Here is a 17,028-nt window from a genome sequence, read left to right as displayed (position 1 = left end):
CGCCCGGCGCTGTCACTACCACCGCCGCACCCAAGGTCACGAACTCGGCCTCACTGACGGCCCATCAACCGAGTACACTCAGAAACCCACCTCTGACCAGCGCAGATAGCAATCTGCAACTGGAGTATTAGCTGCTCGCGCTGTTGTATCGAACAAGTCCCTGCCGCCATGTCAGCGCGGTGAAGGAAAATGACGCGAACAGAACGACGGGTGCGAGAGCGAGAGAAGCGGTCGGGTTCAGCAGTTGCTCGGCGGGATACGAGCCGTTGAGCGCCGCCGGAGCGAACGAGACGAGGATGATCTGAAATGTGCGGGGAAAGAACTGGCGCGGATATTGACCAGAGCCACGCCAAGCGGCGGCCAGGTCGTTGACCGGTTCGATGGAACGGACCCAAAAGGCGAGAAAGGTCAAAATGGCCCAGAACGCGCAGTAGGCAACGGTCCCGACGAATGCCCACACGAGCACGGACACGACGACATACGGATCAAGGTCAAGATCGAAGGTCCGGGTGGCGACCACAAGGATCGCAATTCCAGTCAGACACTTACCGAGTTCGGCAGGCTGAACCCATCGCATCACCGCATAGAAGAACGTCGGGACAGGCCTGATGATCGCAAGGTCCAACTCCCCCTGACGGATGGCGACATCGAATCGGCGCAGGCCAGGCGAGACGAAACAATCCATCAGGCCCGTGGTAATAGCGAAGATGCCGACAGTGAGGATGGATGCCTGCGAGATCGCCGGGTCTGATCCGGCGTAACGGGTCAGAATCAGCACCGGCAGTATGCCGGTTATCAGTTCCCCCACGCTCGCGGCCAGGTGCATCCACGCCTGAGAACGGAACTGGAGATCCCGCATCAGCGCCTGGCGGAATAGTTTTCCCCACACCCGGAACGTCACAGTCACAGTCCGCCGGTTCACGCCCCGGCTCCATGGTAGAGACGAAGGCCACGGCGCCAGACGGCGCGGGCAGCCGCGAGGGCGAAAAGAGTCCAGACTGCCTGAATTGCCAGACCAACCCGAAGATCGCTGGCTCTCGGCTCCAGGAGCGTGTCGATGGGAAACGCGACGATGTATCCGAAGGGCTGAACATCGAGGAACGGATCCCACGCGGAAGGCATGACGGCCAAGGGGATGAGTGCACCCGATAGGAAGAGCAGGATCAATTGCCTGAAACGGTCGACGGCACTTACATCGTGCCACCAGAAAGCCAGTGAACCGACGACGATGTCGAGGCTGAAGGTCATCGTGGCGCCCATAGCGAGGGCCCAGACAAAGAGCAGCCAACGTCCTGGCTGTGTGGGCAGGTTGATGTCGCCGTGGAAGGCAACCACCAGGGCAGCCACCAGTGGCAGCAGCGTGGCGAGTTTTGCGACCTTCTCGGCGATGTTGTTGGCGGCGACCGCAAGGTGAGTGGAGCACGGCCGGACGAGCCAGGTGTTCAGGCGCCCCAGGCGGATACTCTCCGCGAGGAACTTGGCGCTCCAGCTCGATGTGAGCATGGTGACAAGGCTCACGAGAACGAGATAAGTCGTCAGGTACACCCGGCCGACCGGTGGTTCCGCACCGTGGGAGATGGCCCCACGCCACACCAGCAGAGAAATGAGCGGCACGACGATGACACTCACCTGCATCGCCAGCAACCACCAACGGTACTGGGCGATCGTCTGGATCTCCTGGCGCAGCACGGCGAGGAATACGGCGGCGTTGCGTCGGAGGGTCTGAAGAGTCACGAACGCCGTCCACCGTCGCTGAATACCTTCGACATGACCTCGTCGAGACCGGCTTCGACGATCCGTACGTCGACGAGTTCGCCCCATCGCGTCGCTGCCTGAACCAACGCCGCAATCGGCTCGTCACCAAGGCGCAGCCGAACGCTGTGTGCCCCGTTCTCGACGGATGCCCGGAGAATGTCCGGAGGAAGTCGGGGAGCATCCCGGTAGATGAGCACCACCTCTTTCGAGATGCTGGCGTGAGCACGTAGATCGGCGAGATCCCCATCAAACGCCGCTCGACCGCCCCTGACGATGACGACGCGATCGCAGAGCGCCTCGACGTCATTCATGTCGTGACTGGTCAGGATAATTGTAGTGCCGAAGGTCTTGTTGATCTCCCGGAAGAGGTTCCGCACGATCACCTTGGCCTCGACGTCGAGACCGATGGTGGGTTCGTCGGCGAACAGCAGCGCCGGCCTATGCAGAAGGGCCAGAGCTAGTTCACAGCGCATTCTCTGTCCGAGGGAGAGGTTGCGGACCGGCGTATCCAGAATCTCGCCGATGCCCAGCAGATCGCCGAGTTGTTCGACGATCTCCGAGAAGTCACTGCTAGGCATTTCGTACATGCTCCTGTGGATCTTCAGCGACTCACGGGTGGACACGTCCCACCAGAGCATCGCCTTCTGGCCGAAGATCACGGAGATCTGCGACAGGAAAGTGTACGAGCGATTCGCAGGATTTTCCCCGCAGACGCTGAGACTTCCCGCAGTGGGCATCAAGAGTCCGCACAACATCTTGACAGTGGTGGTCTTTCCCGCCCCGTTCGGCCCCAGGAGGCCGATGACCTCACCGCGCCGCACGTCCAAGTCCAGCTCGTCGACAGCCTGAACGATCGTGAGCTTGCGGTGGAAGAGGCTCCGGAGGGCACCCACCAGCCCCTGTGGCTGCTCGTAGAAGTCGTAGGACTTGCTCAGGTTCCGCGCCGTGACGATCAGTTCAGGTTCTGGGATATGCGCGCACACGAAGGACTCCACACCGACCGCGCAGGGCAAGGGGGTCAGCAGATGTCACATTCGGCGCTCCAGCCCTGAGGAGCCATCGTGATCGTAACCAGGCGACCCGCGCGCGGCAACCGCAGGCGCCGCCGGGCGCGAGTGGGGCATACCGGTAGATCCAACGCGCCGACGACTTCGGGGACGAACAGAGCGGCGTCACCGGTCCGGTTCGTCCCCGAACTCCTCAGGCCGCCGGTTCCTCACCCCACAGCAGCTCGGTGCCCTCGTAAAGGGTGACGTGCTGGGCCCGCGCCGTGTCCGCCGTGATGCCCTCGTAGGACCAGTCGTTGGCGGGATCCCAGCCCGCGCCTCCGGTGATGCGGAACTGGATCTCGGCGCGGTGCTGCGACTGGCCCCCGGGGTAGATGTCCCGCTCCGCGCAGCTCAGCTCCACGTAGTACAGGTCGCCCTCCGCCTGGACGGGACTCCGCACCGGCGAGGGGCACTCGCTGTAGGACGAGGTCACGGTGATCCCGGCCGGGTCCACGCCCTCGTCCAGCGTGAACCAGTAGCGGAAGGAGCTATCGGCGAGGTTCATCGCCGGGAAGCCGGACCGGTTGCGGACCGTCGCCTTGATCTCGGTGAACCCGTCGCCCGTGGCGTTCAGCGACGCCTCCACGAACGTCTGCGGCCCGTCGGGCTCCTCGGCCTGCGGGAAGTCCGGCAGCGCCGTGCCGCCGTAGCGGCCGGTGAGCCACGCCAGGGCGCCGGAGAACGCGGCGTTGTAGTCCGTGGCCACCTCGTTCGCGACGTAGTCCTGGCGGCTGTCGGTGTAGGCGTCGTTCGCGGAGGACGGGCCGCCGACCAGCGCGCCGTACAGCACGTGCCGGTTGTCGGCGGGGGCGGTGATCTGGTCGGTCCACGAGCCGTGGGAGGTGCGGTGGTGCGGCTGGGTGGGTGGGTTCTCCCCGAAGCCGACGACGTAGCTGGAGTTGCGGGGGTTGTCGCCGAGGGCGTAGTGGATCTGGCGCTCGCCGAAGGTCCGGTAGGTCTCGGCGCGTTCGGGGTCCGAGGAGGCCAGCCAGTCGGAGTAGACCAGGCCGGCGAACGCCGTGTTGGCGGCGTACCGCAGCGACCCCCAGCTGTCGAGCACCGCCTGCCCGCCCGGCGAGTACGGCACGCGCTGGCCGTTCACGCCCGTCGTCCAGTAGTCCAGCCAGCGGTTGGCGTCGTCGACGTACCGCTGCTCGCCCGTCTCCATCGCCAGCAGCACGTACGCGCCGAACTGCTTGTTGTCCCAGGCGATGGTCCACTTGTAGCTGGGCGTGGAGGTCTGCGGCTCGGTGCCGAGCTTGTCGTACTCGCTCTCGGCCTTCGCCAGGTACGACGCCTCGCCGGTGGCGCGGTGGAGCCAGTACGCGCCCCAGACCAGCTCGTCCTGGTAGCCGGACCAGGAGCGGTAGAAGTCGCCGGCGGGCACGCAGTCGGAGTAGGCGCCGCGGTAGGTGTCGGCGAAGGAGTACAGCTCCTCGGCGTGGCGGACGAGGGTGGCGGCGTAGTCCGGGTCGTCCTCGGCGAAGAGGAGGGAGGAGGCGGCCATGGCGGCGGCCGTCTCGGCGGCGACGTCGGAGCCGGGGCAGGAGGCGTCGACCTTGTACGCCGGCCGTTCCATGTGCATGACCTCGGCAGGGCCCCACCACTTGTGGTCCTCGTGGCCGTCGCCGACCTGGGCGTAGAGCACGTTCGGCTCTGGGTGGGCGCGGATGAAGTAGTCGTTGACCCAGCGGAGGTTGTCCTTGAGGTACGCGAGCTGGCCGGCGGTCTCGTAGCCGTCGCGGGCGGCGAGGCCGCCCCAGGCGAGCATGGTGGCGGAGTAGGCCATCGGCAGGCCGAACTTGACGTGGTCGCCGGCGTCGTACCAGCCGCCGGTCAGGTCGAGGCCGGCGTCCGCGCCGTCGGTGAGGGCGGAGTCGCCGCGCCAGGAGACGCGGTTGCCGGCGGGGAGGTCGCCGGAGCGCTGGGCCTCGTAGAAGAACATCGACTTCTGCAGCGCCTCGGCGTAGTTGAACGCCGGGGCCTGGGCCGCCGATCGCTCGGCCAGCGGCGAGAGGGGGGAGACGGGGGCGAGCAGTCCGGCGGCGAGCATCGCCACGGCGGCGAACGCGGTCGCGATCCGGCCCCGGCGGCGGCGCCGGGAGCGTCTGAGAGGCATGGTGCGGCCCTTTCGGGAGTACGCAGCAACGAAAGTTGTGGGAGCGCTCCCGCACATGCTGCGCACCTGGCGTGGCCGCGTCAATGAGTGGGGCGCGGCCACCGGGATCCGGGGTCCCGGTGGCCGCGCCGGTCAAGCGTTCAGCCGGTTCCGCGGTTCGGCTGACGGCGGCTCACTTGGCGTACATCAGCGTGCCGAAGCCGAGCTGGTCGTAGCCGCCGGATGTGGAGCCGTAGTCGCCACCTCCTCCTTCGGGGTGGCAGACGTTCCAGTACATGTCCCGGATGTACCGGTCGTCCCAGAACTTGCGCCGGTTGTAGTGGAAGTGGAGCATCGCCCACACCGGGCGCACCTGGCCGCGTGCGTAGTCGCTGATGACGGTGTGCTCCCGGTAGTCGCAGTTGACGCCGGTGCCCCAGGTGTACTTCGTGAAGGGCACGTCCATGCCGAGGTTGTACCTCGCCACGTACTGGGCCGCCTTGAAGAAGCGCGCGCCGTCGTAGCCGTAGAGGTCCTCGCCCTGGTTCCAGGCCATTTCGCAGATCGCGCCCATCTGGCCCATGCCCATGACGGTGTGTCCCTGGTCCCGGCCGGACTCCTGCCACTGGCCGAGGTCGTAGCCCTCGACGTTCGGGTGCAGGAACGGGACGGCGTTGCGGATCGCGCCGTTGCCCGCGCCGTTCTTGAAGTAGTTCGATGCCTGGTCGTACATGGGCCCGTCGTCGCACAGGATCCCGATGGCCATGATCGAGGCCATGGTGCACAGGTCCCAGTTGGCCCAGTAGTTGGTGATGCAGGCGCCGTTGTGGACCCTGAGGAAGTGGTCGTTGAGCGGGTAGAAGACGTTGACCATCATGTCCTGGAACCGGCCCAGCTCGAAGCCGGGGTAGCCGCGCATCAGCTCGCCGACGTTGGCGAACTGCCACCCCTGGAGGCCGGCCAGCAGGAACCGGTCGGCGCTGCCGTTGAGGAGGGTGAGCGTGGACGACCAGGCGTTGCAGATGTCGCGCGCGCAGTCCCCGTGCGCGGTGTCCCCGGAGATGTGGTACCGCAGCGCGTTCTGGTACGCGGCGGCGATGTCGTTGTACAGAACCGGGTAGTTGTTGTCCCAGCCCGATCCGCGGTACACCTCCGCCAGCGGCCTGGGGGCCCAGGTGGAGGCCGAGTGCGAGTTGGCGATCAGCCGGTTCCAGCCCGCGAGCGACTGTTCGTTGCCGGTGGCGACCCTCACCTTGGCCCGGTTGATGTCGCCCGCGTTGTGCAGGCCCCCGGGGTGGGTGAAGGTCGCGGGGGCGCCGCTGGCGCTGCCCGAGGTGAGGGCGGCGGTGGCGCCGCCGAGGGCGGCCCCGGCGGCGGCCAGGCCGCCCGCGGCCCTCATCAGGCCGCGGCGGCTCATCGAGCTGGGGGTGTGGTCTTCGGTGGATCTGTGCTGGGTGGTGCGGCTCCTTGCACTCATGAAAATGGTCCGTCTCCTTCTTCGGAGTGGGGGGTTGGCGTCCCTCGCGGGACCCCGCGGCTTACCCCACGACGCCCACCTCGTCGAAGACGACGGTCGTCAGCGTCGCCTGGTCGCGGGAGCAGACGACGAGGCCCGCGTAGTACGGAGCCTCGCCGAAGTTCGGGATGGCGCCCTCGGCCAGCGGCGTCCAGCTCTGGCCGTCGCCGGAGACGGCCGCGGCGAAGGTGGTGCCGGTGCGGTTCAGCCGCAGCCACAGCGGGAGGGCGGGGGCGGTGGCCGAGCCGGTGAACGCGCTCCGGCCCGCCACCTGCGTGCGCAGCATGAGCTGCGGCGTGGTGCCGCCGCTCAGGATGGCGCCGGCCGCCTGGTCGAACGGGGAGAGCGACTTGGCCATCAGCAGCCCGATCCGGTCGGCCGCGAGGGCGCCGGCGCGGGAGACGATCCGGGCGGTGAGGGTGCGGTCGCCGGTGACGAGCTGCCGGGCGAAGTGGCCGGTCATGCCCTGGTTGTTGATGCTGAGGTCGCTGCCGGCGCCGCGCACGGTGAGGCGGCCGGTGGCGGCGTCGTGGGTGACCGAGCCGGGGGTGTGGACCGCGACCACGCCGTAGGTGCCGAGCTGCCGGGTGTCCACGACGTGGTCGCCGAGGTCGCCGTGGGTCCACGGCGCGGGCGGCGGGATGTCGACGGTGAGGGCGATGTCGGCGACGTCCGTGCCGGTGGCGTTGGCGGCGCTGAGGGTGACCGTGAACTCGCCCGTCTCGTCGGGAGTTCCGGAGATCAGGCCGGTGGCGCGGTCGATGCGCAGGCCCCCGGGCAGGCCCTCGGCGGTGAAGCGGCCGGGGTGGTGGGTGGCGGTGACCAGGTGACGGAAGGCCACGCCGGCCGCGGCGTACGCCGTGCGCGGGCCGGTGATCTCGGGTCCGCGCGGCGTGGGCATGGTCGCGCTGGCGCTCTCCGAACGCGGGCCGCGGCCGGTGACGTTGGTCTTGGCGACGGCGTAGGTGTGGGTGCGTCCGGGCGTGCCGGTGGCGTCGGCGTAGCGGGCGAGCGTGCCGAAGCCGACGGGGCCGACGCCGGTGGCGATCGTCTCGCCGTCGCGCAGCACCGTGTAGCGGGCGGCCGGGTCGGGGTCGCGCCAGGCCAGCTCGACGGCGTCGGGCCCGGCCTGGGCGGTGAGGGCGGTGGCGGTGGTGGCAGGGGGCGGCACGCTCCAGCCAGCGCCACCGGGGACGGTGAGGCGGACGTTGTCGAACGCCGCCGTGCCCATCTCGGCGTAGGGGGCGTCCACGCCGAGGCAGGAGGTGAGGACCAGGCCGGCGTGGACGGTGCCGGCGAGGGCGGGCAGGCGGGTGGTGCCGACCCGGGTCCACTCCTCCCCGTCCGGGGAGATGGAGCCGGTGAAGCGGTCGCCGCGGCGCTCCAGCCGCACCCAGTACGGCATGCGCATCCGGTAGCCGTCGCCCGCGCCCTCGACGTACGGGGCGGCGAGCGGGGTCGCGGACGCCGGGAGGGTGCCGAGGTCGGAGATGGGGAAGGAGGCGCCGGAGGTGATGGCCTGCTGCTGGGTGGGCGGCACGGGCGTGCTGCCGGTGCCGGTGGCGGCCTCGCCCGCCGCCTCGCGGGTGGTCCACACGCCGCTGAAGGTGTGCAGCGGCAGTCCCTGGATCAGCATCGCCGCCTGGGGCGCGTCGGCGTCGAGGGAGCCGCGCATGGCTACGCCGACCTTGGCGTACTGGGAGCTGAGCGGCCACACCACGCGGGCGATGAGGACGCCGTCGCCGGTCAGCGGGAGGTGGGCGAAGTGCAGGGCGTCCGCGGTGCCGCCGATGTCGGCGCCGCCCGCCTCGATGGTGAACCGCTCGCCGTCGAACGCCGCCCGGCCCGCCAGGCGCACCTCGCCCACGTCCCCGGCCTGCCAGGGGGCGGGAAGCCCGGCGGTGGCGGCGATGACGGTGGAGTCGGGGCCGGCGCCGGAGGGGCCCTCGGCGGCGACGGTGTAGTAGTGGGTGCGGCCCGCCTCGGCGGCGTGGTCGGTGTGGGTGGGCGCGGTGATGCCGTCGGCGAGCGGCTCGTAGGGGCCGGCGGGGGTGGTGGCGCGGCGCAGGGTGTAGGCGTCGGCCCCGGCGGAGGGGAGCCAGGAGATGGTGACCGACCCGCCCTCGGCTGGGGCGGCGTGGAGCCCGGCAGGAGCCGAGGGCGGGGCCGTCACCGGCACGGGGGCGGCGCCGGCGTAGGTGAGGGTGCCGAAGGAGGGCAGGTCGTCGTGGCTGCCCTCGACGCGGCCCTCGATCGCCTGGCCGGTGTAGGGGGCGGGCAGGCCCCGGACGCCGGCGTAGTGGGCGTGGATCATCTCGTAGACCGGCCAGATGGTGCCGCGGGCCCGGTCGGAGACGGTCTGCTTGATGTACTTGCCGGTCCGGTCGAGGTCGGGGGTGAAGGGCACGTCGTTGCCGAGGTTGTAGCGGGCGGCGTACTCGGCGTTGGCCAGGATGCGGTTGTCCATGAAGCCGTACAGGTCGACGCCCTGGTTCCAGGCGACCTGGGCGGCGTCGGCGAGCAGGCCGACGGCGAGCTGCTCGTGACTCTGGTCGCGGCCGGACTCCTGGCCCTGGCCGGCGTCGGTGACGATGCGGTGGGCCACGCTGCCGTTGCCGGCCCCGGCGGCGGCGAAGCGCAGCGCGTCCTCGACGAGGGTGCGGTCCTCGCAGAAGACGCCGATGGCGAGGATGGTCTGGACGGCGGTGAGGTCCCAGTTGCCGTTGGCGTAGAGCATGTAGCCGGAGACGGACGGATACCACACGCGCAGGAACGACTCCTCGCAGGCGGCGATGTCCCCCTCGGCCCAGCCGTCGTAGCCGGTGTGGCGCAGCAGCTCGGCGGCGTTGGCGAACGTGAAGCCCTGGAGCCCGGCGCCGAGGGGGCCGTCGGCGCCGGTGATCGCGGTGAGCGAGGCGGACCAGGCGTTGAGGATGTCGCGGGCCTTGTCGGCGTGGGCGCGGTCGCCGGTGACGCACCACATGAGGGCGTTCTGGTAGGCGGCGGCCGAGTCGGCGACGGCCTGGGACATGAAGTTGCTGGGGCCGCGGCCCCAGGAGGTGATCTGGCCGGTGTTGGCCTGGGCGTAGGAGGCCTTGGAGCGGGGGTGGGCGGCGAGCGCCTGGAAGCCCGCGTACTGCGGGGAGGCCTGGGCGGCGACGGCGTCGCGCATGCGGGCGAGGTCGTCGGCGGTGTGCAGCAGGCCGGGGTGGGCGAACGCGAAGGGGGCCGCGCCCGCCCGCGCGGGCGCGGGCAGGGCGAGACCACCCGCGCCCGCCGCGAGCAGCAGCGAGGAGGCGGCCAGGAAGCCGCGGCGGGTCAGGGGGGTCACAGGGCTGCCGCCTCCTCGGTGGTCAGGAAGCGGAGGCCCTGGACGTGGCTGTTGACGAACATGGGCACGCCGTCGGAGGCGAGGTACCAGGCGGGCTTGCCGCCGCTGTCGCGGATGACGCGGCCGTTGATGACGAGGTTTTCGAAGGTGACGTCCTTGATGGCGTGGTCGGCGTCGTAGCCGATCAGGAGGGATGTGCTGGCGTGGGTGCCGGTGTAGGTGAGGTCCTTGATGTACACGCCCTCGACGCCGCGCGCGACCGCCGTGTTCCACTTCGGATCGAACGCGATCCGCATTTGGATGAGCTGGCCCCAGCGGATGTCCTCGACGCGGATGCTGTCGCACCTGACGTCGCGGATGAGGTTGCCGTCGCCGGGGTTGAGGGCGATGCAGCCCTGAGCGGTCTGCTGCGGTTCGCGCTGGTCGAGGATGTCGATGTTCTCGAAGCGCAGGTTCTCCAGCACCTCGGGGGCGTCGGGGTCGGGGTTGCCGTGGATGCCGACGTTGATGGGGTGGGCGACGTCGGCCCACAGGCTGCAGTTCTTGACGGTGATGTTGCGGGTGTCGCCGTACCAGTCGTTGCGGTGGGTGTAGATGGCGATGCAGTCGTCGGAGTTCCGCAGGAAGCAACCGTCGATCGTGACGTTCTCGGAGCAGTAGATGTCGATGCCGTCGCCCCAGCCGTCGGCGCTGAAGGAGCGCAGGTTGGAGATGGTGACGTTGCTGGACTCGGCGACGTTGGCCGAGCTGTACCGGGGGTTGAGGACCGTGATGCCGTCGATGTGGACGTTCTGGGAGTCGTGGACGGAGATCGCGCCGCCGGTGCGGGTGTAGATGACGCCGCGGCCGATCAGGCGGCCGCTCTCCACCCCCTCGAAGATCACGTTCGCGGTGAGGACCGCGCCGGCGGCCAGGTAGACGGTGGTGCCGTCGGGCACGGTCAGCATGCCGTCGGGGCGGGTGTGGTAACCGGGCCCGAAGTAGATGACCTTCGGATCGTCCTGGGCGGGTGGGTCCTGCTCGAGGGGGTTGGCGAGCAGGTGGAGGCAGTCGAAGACCTTGTCGTCCACCTGGATGACGAGGTTGCGGGGGCGGTCGAGGGTGAAGCGGGCGGTGCTGCCGAGCACCTCGGGGGTGATGCCGTAGGAGTCCGGGCGGATGCGGACCTTTTCGAAGCCGCCGGGGTTGTAGGTGACCTCGACCTCGACAGTGCCGGAGAAGTCGAAGGCCGCCATCGATGAAAGCGGGGCCTCGTTGCGGGCGGTGATCGGGTTGATGAGCGCGAGCCTGACCCGGTAAACGTCCAGCGTCTGCCAGGTGCCGTCGGCCGGGCGGACCTTGACGGTGAAGGAGTTGTTGGTGGGGACCTGCGAGGGGAGGGTCGGGTGGACGACCACCCTGTCGCCCGCGGCGTCGGACGCCTCCGCCGCCGGGGTGGCGCCGCGCGCGGCGCCCACGACGCCGGTGGCGGCGGCTGCGAGGGCGGCGGCACCGGCCGCCTGGAGCGTCGTGCGGCGCCTGACTGGCATGCTCATGAAGATTGGCCCCTTCAGAAAACGTAATCTAGAAACCGGTTGCTACACCGTCGTAGGGGTGCGGCGTTCCGTCAAGGGGTTACGCGGGAGTTACTTGATGCCGGAGGTGGAGATGCCGGCGATGAAGCCGCGCTGGGTGCCCGATCGCGCTCGCCGCCTGCCCAGACCTGGCGGCACGCGGACGGCTCCTTCGCCGAGCGGTGAGGCCGCGCGGGGCCGGCGGCGCGGGCCCGTCCAGGGCCTGACGGGACGCGTGACGCCCCGTCAGCTGACGGGCGCCGCCGCCCCGCTCGTGGTGCGCTGGCCGGGGCGTTCTCCGGCCCTGCCCTCGCCGCCTCCCTGTGGCTCGGCCAGCTCAGCACGGCGGAGTGGACGCCGCGATCGCCGACGACCCCGGCGACCGCCCCGGGCTGGCGGACGCGGCCGGCGGGGCGGCGTCGCTCCGGTTCGGGCCGGCGGCCGACGGGGAGCTCGTCGCGCGCGGACGGCCGGAGAGCGTGGCGCCGGTGACCCTGACCAGCGGCAGCACCGGCGAGCCCACGGGCTGCGCGCGGACCTGCGGCTAGCTGACCACCCACTGGACCTGGCGGCCCGCCCGCCGGACGGAGCCGATCGCCCGGCCCGACGAGGCGACCCGGCGGCTGGGCCCGGTGGTGCACTGCGCGTTCGGCCAGACCGAGTCCGGGATGCTGACCCTCCTCACGCCGGCGGACGTCGCCGCCGGGGCGATGGAGCGGGCGCTGGCCGGGCATCCGGACGTCGACGAGGCGCACGTGGTGGGCGCGCCGGACGAGCACACCCGGCGAGGCGGCCCGCGCCTTCGTCGTGCCGGAGGCGGAGCGCGAGGTGGACACCGCCGCGCTGCGGGCGTTCGTCGCCGCCGAGCTGGGCGAGCGGGCGTGCCGGCCACCGTCACGGTCGTGGAGAAGGTGCCGCCGGCGCCCAGCGGCAAGCCGGGCGCGAGGCGGTCTAAACCCACGGCCGCGTGAGCGACGAGAATCAGCCGCCTCTGCCGTCCCGTGCGCCGCAGGCGCCGAAACACCCACATCGCTCACGTCGTGCTTTTCCGGGGATGACGCGCCGGGTCCTGACAACTCGGGGTCCGATGACAAACGCCGGAGGTCACATATCGGCCTGCTCCTGCAAAGGGGGCGCGTCCCCTTCACAGTGGCTTTACGTCGCTATAACATGGGAGCGCTTCCACCCCACCGCTTCAACGGCAGAGTCGCAATCTCCCCACGTCGCCTCGCCGTACGGGAACGCGACCCTTCATGGGTACTTGTCGCCCGCCTCCCCACGGCTCTTGGACGGGATTGCTCCTGCACGGAGAAGCTCAGCAATTCCTGCACCTCCCGCACTTTCTGCACGTCCTGTTCGCGTGCTCCGCACGCGATTCCGGCGGGCCGGCCGTCCGGCCCCGCCGCGCTCAACCCTTCACCGGCCGTGCCGGGGTGCGTTCCGTCACGGCCCTGAGACGATGGATTGGAGAAACATGTCCCGCATCTTGCTGGCCGGCGGCGCGGTAGCTGCTTTACTCGCCTCGACCGCCACTGCCCAGGCCGCGGCGCCTTCCTCGGCGGCGGACACTCCCTCTGAGCAGATCACGGTGGGCATCAACACCATCAACGGCTCGGGCTGCCCGGCCGGCACCGCCGCGGTCGCCGTCAACGCCGACAGCACGGCGTTCACCGTGACCTACAGCGACTACCTCGCCATGGTCGGCGTCGGCGCCAGCCCGATCGACTTCCGCAAGAACTGCCAGCTCAACCTGGACATCAACGTGCCGTCGGGCTTCACCTACGCCATCGCGAGCGTGGACTACCGCGGCTACGCCTACCTGGAGGAGGGCGCCAGCGCGATAGAGCGCGCGGGCTACTACTTCCAGGGCTCCTCCGACACCCACTACAGCACCCACGAGTGGGACGGCCCGTACGACGACAACTGGCAGGCCACGGACTCCACCGAGTGGGCCGAACTGGTGTGGGCGCCGTGCGGCGAGCAGCGGAACTTCAACATCAACACCGAACTCCTTCCAGGCGTCTACGGCGGCACCTCCGACACCGGCAGCACCACCAGCCTGATGACGATGGACTCCACGGACGGCGCCGCCAGCACCGTCTATCACCTGGCCTGGAAGGAGTGCTGAGCCCGCTTCGAACCGGAACATCCGTCGGAAATCCCCCGTTCCCACGCGCAAAAATCGCCGTTACGGTCCAGGAACTCCGGCGTGCCGGTGCGATGCTCTCGCGCCCCCTCGCCCATCCCCAGGGCGGGGAGCGTCAATTCCCGTTCTTTGTCCGGGCCGAAAGATGCGGCCGAATGGTCCTCTAGCGAAGCGGAGCGGTGCGCCCCCGCTCCGCCCGCCAGATTCCGACACTAAACGGCTATACCGGGCATTCGCCTGCCCGAATTCGGTCCGTCAGACGACACAAATGGAACGATTGGAGAACCATGTCCCGTGTTCTCGCCGCGGGCGGCGCTGCGGTCGCGTTACTGGCCGCGACGTTCGCCAGCCCCACCGCGTCGGCGGAGTCGCCGTCGTTCGATATCGCGGAGCCACCCTACTTCACCGATGTCCCGCCCGACCAGATGGCCATCGACCTCCTGACGGTCAACGGCTCCGGCTGTGAGCCGGGCACGGCGGCGGTGGCCGTCAACGAGGACAACACGGCGTTCACCGTGACCTACAGCGACTACCTCGCCATGGTCGGCGTCGGTGCCGGCGCCACCGACTTCCGCAAGAACTGCCAGCTGAACCTGGCCGTCAAGGTGCCGTCGGGCTTCACCTACGCCATCGCGAGCGTGGACTACCGCGGCTACGCCTCCCTGGCGGAGGGCGCCACCGGCATCGAGAAGGCGTCCTACTACTTCCAGGGCTCGGAGGAGACGGACGAGTGGACCCACTCGTTCCCCGGCCCCATGGAAGACAACTGGTCGGTGACCGACATCACCGACCTGGAGTCCCTGGTCTGGGCGCCGTGCGGCGAAATCCGCAACTTCAACATCAACACCGAGCTGCGGGTCAACGCCGGCACCTCGGACACCTCCTCGACGACGAGTTTCATGACCATGGACTCGACCGACGGTGAGATCGAGACGACGTACCACGTCGCCTGGAAGGAGTGCCCGCCGGAAGGCGGATCGTAACGCCGCGCACCGCGCGACCGGTGCCCCACCCGCCCCGCCCGTCCGGCGCGGGGCGGGCGGGGCACCGCACGGCTGATTGATACGTTTCATTGATGGTCGGGCGGCCGGGTGTCAGACTCGGGTCATGCCGGACCTCAGCACCACCGCAAGCACGACCGACAGCAGCACGCAGAACAGCACGGACAGCAGCACCCGGAGCGGCACCGCCAGCCCCGCGTCCCGCCGCCCCTCCTCCCGCCCGCGCCGCTGCGCCGTGGTGGGCCTGGGCGCCCGCGCCCAGCTCTTCACCAAGGCCCTGGCCGGACCGTACGCCGACCGCGTCGAGCTGGCGGGTCTGTGCGACGTCAACGCCCACCGCATGGCCGTCCACAACGACTGGCTCGCGGCGGCCCGCCCGGGCGCCCCGCGCGTGCCCGCGTACGCCGCCGACGACTTCGACGCGATGCTGCGCCGCGAGCGGATCGACCTCGTCGTGGTCACGAGCGTGGACCACACCCACGACCACTACATCGTGCGCGCGCTCGAGGCGGGCTGCGACGTGATCACCGAGAAGCCGATGACGACCGACGCCGGCAGGGCGCGGCGCATCCTCGACGCCCGCCGCCGCACCGGCGGCGAGGTGCGCGTCGCCTTCAACTACCGCTACAACCCGGTCCACGCCGCCGTGCGCGAGGCCATCGCCTCCGGCCAGATCGGCGAGGTCGGCTCCGTCCACTTCGAGTGGCTGCTCGACCTGCGCCACGGCGCCGACTACTTCCGCCGCTGGCACCGCGACAAGGCCAACTCCGGCGGGCTGATGGTGCACAAGGCCACCCACCACTTCGACCTGGTCAACTGGTGGCTGGGCTCGGCGCCCGAGACGGTGTACGCCCGCGGCGGGCTGTTCTTCTACGGCGACGAGGCCGGCCGCCGCCGCGGCCTGGCCCGCGACTACGCCCGCGCCCACGGCTCCCCGGCCGCCGAGGACGACCCCTTCGCCGTGCGGCTGGCCGACTCCCCCGTGCTCACCGCGCTCTACCTCGACGCGGAGGCCGAGGACGGCTACCACCGCGACCAGAACGTCTTCGGCCCCGGCGTGACCATCGAGGACGACATGGCGGTGCTGGTGAGCTACGCCTCGGGCGCCACGCTCACCTACCACCTCACGGCGTACTCCCCCTGGGAGGGCTACCGCATCGCCTTCAACGGCAGCGAGGGACGCCTCGAACTGCTGGTGGAGGAGTCCACCTGGACTCCCCGGCGGCACGGGACGGGCGGTGAGCAGGCGGTGATGCACGGCGCGGCCGTGGAGGACACGGCGGGCCGCACCGAGCTGCTGCTGCGCCGGTTCTGGGAGCCGCCGCGCGAGCTGACGGTCCGCACCGGCGAGGGCGGTCACGGCGGCGGCGACGTGCGGATGCTCGACGACCTCTTCGGCGAGCGCGCCCCGGACGCCCTGGGGCGGGCGGCGGACGAGAGGGACGGCGCCCGGTCGCTCGTGACGGGCCTGGCTGCCAACCGCTCCTTCGAGACGGGCCTGCCCGTCCGTGCGGGCGACGTGCTGGACGTCTGACACGCGGGCACCCCGGCGTCCCCCCGCCCCGCCCGCTTGGGTGGGGAGGGCGCCCGCGCCGTGGAACGCCAGACACCCGATGTATGCGGGGCATGACGGGCGGGAATCGGCGGCAACCTGGACGTGGGGGGCGTTGAGCGCATATAAATCGATCCCATGTCTACGGGACCAGCAATGAGCAACGCCGCGTCCGAGCCCGAGTTCTCGGGACTCGCCGCCCTCGTCACGGGCGGCGCCTCCGGCATCGGCCTGGCCGCCGCCACCCATCTCGCCCGCGCCGGCGCCCGCGTGGCGTGCCTGGACCTCAACGCCGAGGTGCCGGAGCCGCTCATCGGCGTGCGCTGCGACGTCTCCGACGACGCCTCGGTGCGGGAGGCGGTGGCCACGGCCGTCGAACGCCTCGGCGGAGGGCTGGACATCCTCGTCAACAACGCCGGCATCGGCGCGCAGGGCACCATCGAGGACAACCCCGACGAGGAGTGGCGCCGCGTCTTCGAGGTCAACGTCCTCGGCATGGTCCGCGTCAGCCGCGCCGCCCTCCCCCACCTGCGCCGCTCGCGGCACGCCGCGATCGTCAACACCTGCTCCGTCGCCGCCACCGCCGGGCTGCCCAACCGGGCGCTGTACTCGACGACCAAGGGCGCCGTGCTCGCCCTGACCCGCGCCAGCGCCGCCGACCTCGTCGCCGAGGGCGTCCGCGTCAACTGCGTCAACCCCGGCACCGCCGACACCCCGTGGGTGGCCCGGCTGCTGGACGCCGCCGAGGACCCGGCCGCCGAGCGGGCGGCGCTGGAGGCCCGGCAGCCCACCGGCCGCCTGGTGACCGCCGAGGAGGTCGCCACCGCCATCGCGTACCTCGCCAGCCCCCGCTCCGGCGCCACCACCGGCACCGACCTGGCGGTGGACGGCGGCATGCAGGGGCTGCGGCTGCGGCGCTGAGCCGGAACGCGTGTGTCAGGGGTTGCGCGGAGCCGGGCGACGTCCCGTCGTGGAGGAGAAGGAGCACCTCATGTCAGTCCAGTGCGGGCCGGCTCTGGCCCGCTCC

The 17,028-nt window shown here is 70.4% G+C and carries 12 protein-coding genes; 5 read left to right on the top strand and 7 right to left on the bottom strand.

Annotated features, from left to right (window positions below; all coding sequences use genetic code 11):
- Window positions 1–127 precede the first annotated feature (127 nt).
- From ACTWQH_RS08320 to ACTWQH_RS08290, 7 genes are all read right to left on the bottom strand, one after another.
- A complete protein-coding gene (locus ACTWQH_RS08320) occupies window positions 128–922 on the bottom strand; it encodes an ABC transporter permease (protein WP_443285714.1) in 795 nt (264 codons plus the stop codon).
- Window positions 919–1,734 carry an ABC transporter permease gene (locus tag ACTWQH_RS08315; RefSeq protein ID WP_443285713.1) on the bottom strand — a complete coding sequence of 272 codons (816 nt, stop codon included), beginning with the start codon at window positions 1,732–1,734 and terminating at the stop codon, window positions 919–921. The genes ACTWQH_RS08320 and ACTWQH_RS08315 overlap by 4 nt, the downstream gene beginning before the upstream one ends.
- On the bottom strand, window positions 1,731–2,738 hold the full coding sequence (locus ACTWQH_RS08310; RefSeq protein WP_443285712.1) for an ABC transporter ATP-binding protein: 1,008 nt from the start codon (window positions 2,736–2,738) through the stop codon (window positions 1,731–1,733). Before ACTWQH_RS08310 ends, ACTWQH_RS08315 begins: the two co-directional genes overlap by 4 nt.
- 217 nt (window positions 2,739–2,955) lie before the next feature.
- Window positions 2,956–4,923 (bottom strand): glycoside hydrolase family 9 protein, encoded by a 1,968-nt coding sequence (locus ACTWQH_RS08305; RefSeq protein ID WP_443285711.1) that lies wholly within the window; start codon window positions 4,921–4,923, stop codon window positions 2,956–2,958.
- A gap of 172 nt (window positions 4,924–5,095) precedes the next feature.
- Window positions 5,096–6,379: an alginate lyase family protein gene (locus ACTWQH_RS08300; RefSeq protein WP_443285710.1), complete on the bottom strand. Its 1,284-nt coding sequence runs from the start codon at window positions 6,377–6,379 to the stop codon at window positions 5,096–5,098.
- 61 nt (window positions 6,380–6,440) lie between these two features.
- Window positions 6,441–9,749, bottom strand: a complete 3,309-nt coding sequence (locus tag ACTWQH_RS08295) for an alginate lyase family protein (protein WP_443285709.1) — start codon at window positions 9,747–9,749, stop codon at window positions 6,441–6,443.
- Complete coding sequence (locus tag ACTWQH_RS08290) at window positions 9,746–11,284, bottom strand: glycosyl hydrolase family 28 protein (RefSeq protein WP_443285708.1); 1,539 nt, start codon at window positions 11,282–11,284, stop codon at window positions 9,746–9,748. Before ACTWQH_RS08290 ends, ACTWQH_RS08295 begins: the two co-directional genes overlap by 4 nt.
- 368 nt (window positions 11,285–11,652) lie before the next feature.
- Here ACTWQH_RS08290 and ACTWQH_RS08285 point away from each other — a divergent pair, with 368 nt between their 5' ends.
- From ACTWQH_RS08285 to ACTWQH_RS08265, 5 genes are all read left to right on the top strand, one after another.
- Window positions 11,653–11,850: a hypothetical protein gene (locus ACTWQH_RS08285; RefSeq protein WP_443285707.1), complete on the top strand. Its 198-nt coding sequence runs from the start codon at window positions 11,653–11,655 to the stop codon at window positions 11,848–11,850.
- A 926-nt stretch (window positions 11,851–12,776) separates the two neighbouring features.
- On the top strand, window positions 12,777–13,430 hold the full coding sequence (locus ACTWQH_RS08280) for a DUF4360 domain-containing protein (RefSeq protein WP_443285706.1): 654 nt from the start codon (window positions 12,777–12,779) through the stop codon (window positions 13,428–13,430).
- A gap of 305 nt (window positions 13,431–13,735) precedes the next feature.
- Window positions 13,736–14,431, top strand: coding sequence for a DUF4360 domain-containing protein (locus tag ACTWQH_RS08275; protein ID WP_443285705.1), 696 nt, complete (start codon window positions 13,736–13,738; stop codon window positions 14,429–14,431).
- A 124-nt stretch (window positions 14,432–14,555) separates the two neighbouring features.
- Complete coding sequence (locus ACTWQH_RS08270) at window positions 14,556–15,983, top strand: Gfo/Idh/MocA family protein (RefSeq protein ID WP_443285704.1); 1,428 nt, start codon at window positions 14,556–14,558, stop codon at window positions 15,981–15,983.
- A gap of 156 nt (window positions 15,984–16,139) precedes the next feature.
- On the top strand, window positions 16,140–16,922 hold the full coding sequence (locus ACTWQH_RS08265; RefSeq protein WP_443285703.1) for an SDR family NAD(P)-dependent oxidoreductase: 783 nt from the start codon (window positions 16,140–16,142) through the stop codon (window positions 16,920–16,922).
- Window positions 16,923–17,028: the final 106 nt, after the last annotated feature.

Origin of the sequence: Streptomyces sp. 6N223, assembly GCF_052246635.1 — a bacterium.
GTDB lineage: Bacteria > Actinomycetota > Actinomycetes > Streptomycetales > Streptomycetaceae > Streptomyces.
The sequence above is the reverse complement of the archived record's forward strand: the minus strand, read 5'-3'. Positions and strand labels throughout refer to the sequence as shown.

Coding starts and splice junctions, on each gene's coding strand:
- ACTWQH_RS08305 (WP_443285711.1), bottom strand. CDS start 4,923: ATGCCTCTCAGACGCTCCCGGCGCCGCCGCCGGGGCCGGATCGCGACC.
- ACTWQH_RS08300 (WP_443285710.1), bottom strand. CDS start 6,379: ATGAGTGCAAGGAGCCGCACCACCCAGCACAGATCCACCGAAGACCAC.
- ACTWQH_RS08290 (WP_443285708.1), bottom strand. CDS start 11,284: ATGAGCATGCCAGTCAGGCGCCGCACGACGCTCCAGGCGGCCGGTGCC.
- ACTWQH_RS08280 (WP_443285706.1), top strand. CDS start 12,777: ATGTCCCGCATCTTGCTGGCCGGCGGCGCGGTAGCTGCTTTACTCGCC.
- ACTWQH_RS08275 (WP_443285705.1), top strand. CDS start 13,736: ATGTCCCGTGTTCTCGCCGCGGGCGGCGCTGCGGTCGCGTTACTGGCC.
- ACTWQH_RS08270 (WP_443285704.1), top strand. CDS start 14,556: ATGCCGGACCTCAGCACCACCGCAAGCACGACCGACAGCAGCACGCAG.
- ACTWQH_RS08265 (WP_443285703.1), top strand. CDS start 16,140: ATGTCTACGGGACCAGCAATGAGCAACGCCGCGTCCGAGCCCGAGTTC.